Source organism: Rahnella perminowiae, assembly GCF_019049755.1.
GTDB lineage: Bacteria > Pseudomonadota > Gammaproteobacteria > Enterobacterales > Enterobacteriaceae > Rahnella > Rahnella perminowiae.
In genome coordinates, this window is sequence record NZ_JAFMOS010000379.1 from 1 (window position 1) to 6,643 (window position 6,643).

5 protein-coding genes are annotated in these 6,643 nt (G+C 56.2%); all 5 read right to left on the reverse strand.

The window, feature by feature from the left end:
• Positions 1-25 precede the first annotated feature (25 nt).
• Positions 26-1,939 (reverse strand): cation-translocating P-type ATPase, encoded by a 1,914-nt coding sequence (locus J1785_RS04775; protein WP_217218931.1) that lies wholly within the window; start codon positions 1,937-1,939, stop codon positions 26-28.
• Between the two features lie 12 nt (positions 1,940-1,951).
• On the reverse strand, positions 1,952-2,995 hold the full coding sequence (gene hflK, locus J1785_RS04780) for a protease modulator HflK (protein WP_217218932.1): 1,044 nt from the start codon (positions 2,993-2,995) through the stop codon (positions 1,952-1,954).
• Positions 2,992-4,026: a protease modulator HflC gene (gene hflC / locus J1785_RS04785; RefSeq protein ID WP_217218933.1), complete on the reverse strand. Its 1,035-nt coding sequence runs from the start codon at positions 4,024-4,026 to the stop codon at positions 2,992-2,994. The genes hflK (J1785_RS04780) and hflC overlap by 4 nt, the downstream gene beginning before the upstream one ends.
• On the reverse strand, positions 4,023-5,993 hold the full coding sequence (gene hflK, locus J1785_RS04790; RefSeq protein ID WP_217218934.1) for a protease modulator HflK: 1,971 nt from the start codon (positions 5,991-5,993) through the stop codon (positions 4,023-4,025). Before hflK (J1785_RS04790) ends, hflC begins: the two co-directional genes overlap by 4 nt.
• 253 nt (positions 5,994-6,246) lie before the next feature.
• Positions 6,247-6,643, reverse strand: a 397-nt coding sequence (locus J1785_RS04795; protein WP_217218935.1) for a hypothetical protein, incomplete at its 5' end; no start/stop codon positions are given.

The window sequence follows — 6,643 nt, forward strand, 5'->3', positions numbered from 1 at the left end:
CCCGTTTTATTTTCCATTAATTTATCTAAAGTGGTTCGTCAAAACGCAGCAAACGTCCGGCATTGCCCAGCACCAGCAAGGTACTCAGATTATGCAGCAGTGCCGCAATCAGCACACCGCCTACGCCCAGTAAACCGGTGGCGGCAGCAGCCATCACTAACAACGTCCAGCCCAGCCCGATGAACACATTGATTTTTAGCGTTTTACGGCACGCCCGGCTCAGGCGGACACAGGTGCCGAGACGACGCAAATCACTGCCAATCAGCACCACATCGGCGGAGGCCAGCGCAATATCGCTACCGCCCGCACCCATCGCAATGCCGACAACGCCTGCTTTTAACGCCAGAGAATCATTTATGCCGTCACCGACCACCATCGGCCGGAATCCTTGCGCAATTTCCGCTGATACCTGATGCAGTTTATCTTCCGGTAAGGCCTGCGCGACCACATCACTGATGCCCAGCTCACTGGCAATACGCTCAGCCACACTGGCGCGGTCACCGGTTAGCAGAAGCTGTCGTTGCAGCCCCAACTGACGCAGTTCGGTTAAGGCGGTTAGCGCCTCAGGCCGTAAAGAATCTGACAGAAGTAACCAGCCGAGAAAACGCCCGTTTAGCGCCAGCCCGACCAGCGGTCCGTCATGCTCAGGTTCGGCAGTCACCGGGATAGTATTCCGGCTGAAAAATGCCGGACGCCCTAACAGGGCCTCGCCTTGCGCCGTTCGCGCACGCACCCCCATCCCCTGCTGTTCTGATATATCTTCCAGCGGCAAGTATTGTTCACGCGGCAGTAACTTCGCCAGCGCACGGCTGACCGGATGGCTGCTCGCGGCACCGAGACTGGCTGCCAGACAGAGCACAGCGTCAGAAGATTCCTGTCCGGCCAGAACCGTACGCTGCAAATGCAATTCACCGTGCGTCAGCGTGCCGGTTTTATCGACCACGATGGCATTCAGATCCGCCAGTTCCTCAAGAAATGCCGAGCTGCGGATCAGAATGCCGTGACGCGCGGCCACAGCGATACCGGCTATTGCCGTCGCGGGTGCGGAAAGCACCAGCGCGCAGGGGCATGCTGCCACCAGCACCGCCAGCATGGAATGGGCATCCTGCGTGACGAACCAGGTCGCGGCGGCAATCAGCAGAATAAGCATCAGGTATTGCCCGGCATAACGCTCAAGCAAACGGGTGATCGGCGGTTTGGCATGCTCCGCTTTTTGCATCAACGCGATCACTTTTCCGAGCGTAGCATCCGCACCGGTGCGCGTGACTTCAACGCAAAGCAATCCGTCGAGATTAATGGCACCGCCGAACACATCGTCACCCACGCGGGCTTCCTGTGGTACTGATTCTCCGGTGATCGGTGCGGTATCGAGGCTGGCGCTGCCCGTTAACACGCGGCCATCGGCGGGTAACCGGTCACCGGCGCGCACTTCAATCCGGTCACCGGTTCGCAACCGGTGGTTATCGATTTCCTCAATCTCACCGCCGGGCAACATCCGCCTGGCGCGGCTGCGGGTCAGATGGCTGAGTGCATTGATGGCTTCCTGCGAACCGATAACGCTGCGCTCTTCTAGAATATGACCCAAAATCATAATGCCCGGTAACAGTGCCGCGGTCATCAGATCACCCGTAGCCCAGGCCCCCAACATCGCCAGCGCAATCAGCTGATCGGTAACGCCATGCAGGCTGGGGCTGCGTAAACTGTACAGGGCCGAGCGCAGCACCGGAACCGCCACCAGCAGTGACGCCACACCAAATAAAATTTGCCCGATGTCACTTTGCTGCGCAAACAACCACTGCCAGATCCAGCCGCACAGCAACAGACCAAACGCCGCCATTGCCAGAAGTAACTGCACCGCCATGTTTCGTTGCTCATGACGCGTTAACAGCACACTTTTTGCCGGCGATGTTTGCGGTTCTTCAGAAGAAAAAGAAGTCACAGGAGCAATACCTCAGGGTTGAGATGATGGACGGTCTGGCCCCGGCAGGATCAGATGCGCGTCGTCATGGGGATCAACAGCCGTGACGCTGCCGGCATGAGCGAGGATCCCCGGCATCCGTTCACGCCATAAACGCCACAGCAATTCAGGCGAGTGGTCGTTAGCCAGTTGTACAATGGTTGCTGTATCCGTTGAGGCGCGCGCGATCTGCTCGCTGGCTTTGGCATGGGAAACCTGCACGGCACGATCTGCCGACTGAACCGCCTCCTGATGAACATGTGCGGCCTCGTTACGGGCAGTGGCGATGTTCTGTTCCGCTTGCTGGCTGGCCGTCAGTACGGCATTAAAGGCATCAACCGCCGCCGGTGGCAGTGAAGATTGCACATCAACGCGACGGACTTCGATCCCCGGGCTACTGCCCGCCGCCGTCAGCGCGGCAAGTTGCTGATTAATTGCCTGACGTAAATCACCACGCAGCCGCTCACGGCGTTCTGCAACAGAGTTGCCGTTACTCACCATTTCCGGCCGGGCGACCAGAATGGTATCCAGATCACGGGAAGCACAAATCGCGACCGCCGCATGCCCGGTTAAACGATCAAGCGCCGGTAATACATGTTCCCCTTGCAGGACAAACGCGACCGGATCGGTTATCACGTAATATACCTGCACATCCAGCTGAACCACGCCGGAATCGCCGGTCAGTAAATACCCCGCACCTGCGACAGCATCATTTTTCTCACCGCCGGTATTGCTCCAGGCAGGCACAATATTCTCTCTGAGCAAAGCCGTAACGTGATGTTCGATCACCCGGTCGGCGGCAGGCAAAATTTCAACATGTTCCAGCGGTTCCGGCCACGCCAGCAACAACCCGGCCCCCGCCGTACGCGAAACAGCCCCGAAGCGCATCACCACCGCGCGCTTATCCGGTGCTATCTGCCGGACATTAGAGAACAGCCAGTTTGCGGCCGCAATCAGCGTCATGGCAAACAGCGCCAGGTAGGCCATACGCCCTGCCTGAAACCACGCATTTCCGTGAAAACGGGACAGCGGATTCATGGCGGCGTCCCGTTACTGGCGGCAGGTAATGACGGCGGGCCTTCCACCAGTTGCCGGAACGGTGCCGCATCAGTGCGCAATATCAGCTGAGTGCCTGGCGTGATCACGTTGTTGAGCGTGTCCAGCGATCGCAGCAGATCGTACAATTCGGGGTTACCGGCCCGGGCTTTGGCGTATATTGCCGTGCTCTCCAACTGCGCCTGCGCCTCAATATTGGCCGCGCTGACCAATGCATCGGCCTTAATCACGCGGGCATCGCGCTCAGCGGATGAGCGGATTTCTGCCGCCTGACGCTTGCCTTCAGCAGACCGCTCGGTGGCAATGGTTTCGCGTTCTGCCCGCATACGATCTACCGTGGCATCTAAGGTGACCGACGGCAATGTCAGGCGTTCAACGCCGACCTGCACCAGTTCGATGCCGTAGCTGTCAAGCAACTGACGGGCAATCTGATCATGCAAATGCTGTTCGAAGCCGGAAAGGCGGATTTTGCCGGCGTCTGTGTTCACCAGATCAGCCAGCGCAAAACCGCTGGTGGTGGTTTCCAGCGCCGAGCCGATAAAGGTGCGTATCTGCGCGGCGGCGATATCCGGCTGATTTTGTACCGCACGGATAAAACGCTGTACATGTTGGGAATCGTTTTTCACCTGCCAGACGGTATAAGCCTGCACGATGATCCGTAGCCCGTCACGCGTGCCGACATCCTGCAAGCCACTGGACGTTGTACGGATACGTAAATCCACCGGGATCGCCGTTTCCAGCGGCACAGGCAGATGCCACGCCAGCCCGGGTTGCAGCAGTACACGCACCGGATTACCAAAGCGCGTAATTACCATCGCCTCACCGGAACGCACCTGTACCAGACAGGCTGTGGCAGCAATCAGCGCCACCAGGACAACGGCAATCGTGACCCGCCGCCAGAGTCCGGGGGTTGCAGGCCCGGAATGATGATGGTGATGGCCGGCGCCGTGATGATGCCCACCATGTGCGTCATGATCATGTCCGTGGACTTCAGGTTGTGGGGAATCAGTCACCGGGTAGTCTCCGCTTTAACAGAATGCGCCGCTTTATCCGCTGCGGGCGTAAATGGCAGGGTAAAACTTCTCAGATCCAGCACCGGTGGCGTTCCGCCGCTGATACGATGATCGATAATCAACACCTTCGGATGCTGCTGCATTGCCAGCGTCAGCTGACTGAAATAACGCCCGGTCAGGAACGACTGCCCGCCGGCCTGATATGCCTGATTTTCTGCGTTGAAGCGCAGCGCCATGATCTGCGCCTGATCGCGATTTTCGTCATTTTTGGCGCTGGCGGCATCCAGCGCCAGACGGGCAAATTGCTGTGCCGCATTCAGTTGCTGTGCAGCTTGCCCTTTCTCACCGGCAATCGCGCTTTGCGCCAATATTTGTGCCGCCTGTACGCCATGATAAGCATCCGCCGCACCTGCAGGCGGATGGATAGATTCAATCACTGTGGCCAGCAATTCCACGCCACTGTTGAGATGATCAAGCTGACTCTGTACTTTCCGGCCAATGTCAGCGGCAAGGCGTGTCTGTTCGCTACCCAGCAGACTGTCGAGTGTGCGCGAAGAAAAATCATGTACCAGTACCTGATTGGCAATACTGCGGATCAGCACCGGTATATTTGCGGTGTGATAAAGGCTTGCCATGGCAGCATCATCGTTCATGGCGACCCGGTATACGAAGCGCACGTCCATGTCCATGATTTGGAAACTTTGCCGGTCGTTCGCGGCGCTGGCGATAATTTGGGATTTGTCGCTGCTGTGGCCGGAGTCCCACAGACGGTTCGCACTTTCCGGCGCCGGACCTTCGGCGGTGTCAGCCACCGTGACGGATGCGAGCGTCGCAGCGTCTTCTGACCCCGTGGTAAGTTCATGCACCTCACCGTTATCGACCAACAGCGTGCGGCCAAAAGGCCATGGCAGCCCGGCATGCAAACCCGGTTGCCTGACTGCCACCGGTTTACCGAAGGATTCATAGATCCCACGCTGGGTCAGTGGCACCTCGCTGATGCCCGTCAGCAGCCAGCCGGTCAGTAACAAAATTGCGGCCAGAGGTAACAGCGCACGGCGCATAAAATGAAATGCCCAAATCTGACGAAGATCGATACCAAAATGCTGATGCAGTTCGTTTTGCACAAACTGTAACGGACGCGGCGGCCAGCAAATTTGTGCAGCCAGCAGACTGCCCGCAATAAACTCAGGTTCTTTACCCTCCCGCAGCGGCGAAAACATCGCCATCAGCGCCCGCAGGACAAGCTCCAGCGCCACCAGTCCCGGTAACAATCCGGTAAACATCAGCAGATGCGCCGGCCACACCGAAGCACCATGGGCAAACATCAGCGCTAATGCACTCAGCAAAAAAACGCCAATCAGCATACGCAATATTGGCGCGAGTTTTGCCGCTTCCGGCCATTCCAGCGGGCTTTTAAGCGTCCAGTGACGCTCCAGAACCAGCACCGCAAAAGCGCAAAGAATGAATACCGTACCGGCAAAATACCCAGCAGCACCGGCGTCATTTGCCGGTAACGGTAATCGCCACAATAATGCGATAAGTAATAGTGCCGCTAACGCGGGAAATGCCTGAAAGCACACCTGCGCGTTGACATAACGTAAAACCGGGCGTATCCATGACCGGGACGCCAGGCGTTGAGAAAATCCGGAAGAGGTATGTGGTGTGATGGTTTCAGCCGCCATGTCAATGGCAGGCGCAAACTGTTGCTCACGCCAGCGACTGATGCGCCTCGCGCATTGCAGAGAGGCCGCACAAACCCACATCGCGGCCATGATATTGCCGGTCACCCACGGCCAGACCGATTCCGGTGAGACCAGATAAAACATCAGCAATATCAGGTACATCAGGCTGCTGATCACCATGATGGCGTTCATCAGCCCGCTCAGCCAATGTGTGTGGGAGGCGGCTGACTGAAAGCGCAGTGGTTTACTGTTGTTATCAGTCCCGGATGCCTTATCTGTGCTCATGTCCGCTCCGGCAAAGGAAAAAAAACCGCAGAACAGGCCTGAAACCTGTTAATGCGAAATTGACCGGTCGTAACGGTATAACATTACAGAATTTTCAGCGATATGAATTTGGCCGTTTTTTTGCCACGAATTGTAAGCGTTTATCTTAAAAGTATGCGGACAGGCAGGCCTGCCCGCTGTCAGCGGTTTGACATCTGCGAGGCCAGGGAATAACACCCACAGACCTTCACCGGCGGCTCCGTTAATCTCTGCATTACTGACTAACGACAATCTGCCCGGAGAAATAAAAACGACCATATTGGCGGTAAAGTATTGCCTCTATTTCTTTATTAGGCTCTTTGCCATCTATGCGATATAAACCATAATTAGGATCAAGAAAATAAGTCAGACTCTCACTCATTCTTATAGCAGCGGTAACATGTGGATTCTCTTTTTGCCTGTGCATATCAACAGATATCATCACCCCTTGTTTCTTAGATGAGCATGCATTCTCAACATCCAGCCCTTTAATATCCCTGTAGTAAGTGAGCGGATATTCTCTGTAGTATAACCCCGGGATATGACGTTTAACTTCGTTTATACGTTGCTTTTTGTCTTTATAAGCCGCTAAAAATTTCAAATTAGGCTCTTTCCCCCCCGATAATATATCT